The organism is Neopoerus faecalis (assembly GCF_029218125.1).
In the GTDB taxonomy this organism is placed as follows: Bacteria; Bacillota; Clostridia; order Oscillospirales; family Oscillospiraceae; genus Oscillibacter; species Oscillibacter faecalis_A.
The window spans coordinates 1-1,067 of sequence record NZ_JARFXX010000035.1 but is presented as its reverse complement, the minus strand read 5'-3'; the positions used below and the strand labels follow the sequence as shown (position 1 = coordinate 1,067).

Sequence of the window (1,067 nt, the reverse complement as noted above, 5' to 3'; positions counted from 1 at the left end):
CTACGCAAAATATCGCATTGCGGGAACAGGGTTGCCCCTGCATGATCGATAAGCATACATATAAGTGCAACGATTTTCAGAGACTCACTTGTAAACATTTTTCCTCTACAATGTTTAATTATGTGTTTCCTATTTTCAACCACTTGGCTAATTCTATTGCCTTTGTCACTCATAACCCTCTCCATAATTACTATAATCGCTGTAAAAATAAGCTACCGGAAGAGAGTTTTCCCTTCCGACATCCCAAATTAGTCGTGTTTCGTCTTTTCTCATGCCGCCGGTTTTTTAGCATCAATCAGCTCAAGTCACTTTTATTGGACGAAACACGAACAGAAACTGTTCCATCCAGATTCAGGCCATGGGGATTGCTTGTAAAGTTAATATAGAATTTTCCAAACTCGTTTGCCGTCCATACTTTCTTGGACGAGCCTCCCGCCGGGATGTCTTGATCCCAGAAAGATTCAGCGTTTTTATTGCCGAAGCACATGCTTGCGTGCAACGTTTCAGAGCCATTATTCTTAATGGCCACCCTGAAATATGGCTGAGATCTTGAAATCCTAAAAGATGTCGATCCACTCCCTCGACTTGTTTCTACGTCAGAGAGATTTTCGTCTAAGATCAGATCGCTGGCCCTGATAATAATCGGAGAGTCCTCTTCGTCTTCATCTACATCCGCCACCCAAGTAGCAGGTTCTGTAGCTTCATCGTTTTCTTTTGGCTCGTCCTCTACATAGTAAATGACTTCTCCACTCTCTGTAATTTCTGCGATGCATGTCGCTGGCATTTCATCCTCACGGGTGTCCGCAGCAAAGACGGACACAATTACCAAAGATGCAACCATTGCAACAACCAGAATCATTCCCACAATTCTTTTCATATTTTCGTTCCTTTCATAAATTGTTTTCCAGGCAGTAGCTTAGCATACGCTCTAATCTGTGTGCCCATCTTATACGGGTCAAGTGTAAAGGCTGCAAATGGAGTAGCGTTTGTTGTCGAACTTGCGGACTTAAGGTAGACTCTTTCACTTAAAAGTACGATCCAGTCATCCAGGCCCGTTCCAATCGACA

At 43.1% G+C, this 1,067-nt stretch carries 2 protein-coding genes; both read right to left on the bottom strand.

Annotated elements, in window-relative coordinates:
* Nucleotides 1–295 precede the first annotated feature (295 nt).
* Complete coding sequence (locus PY311_RS12605; RefSeq protein ID WP_286149040.1) at nt 296–877, bottom strand: hypothetical protein; 582 nt, start codon at nt 875–877, stop codon at nt 296–298.
* A partial coding sequence (locus PY311_RS12600; RefSeq protein ID WP_286149039.1) for a hypothetical protein occupies nt 874–1,067 on the bottom strand: 194 nt, incomplete at its 5' end. The genes PY311_RS12600 and PY311_RS12605, both read right to left, overlap by 4 nt.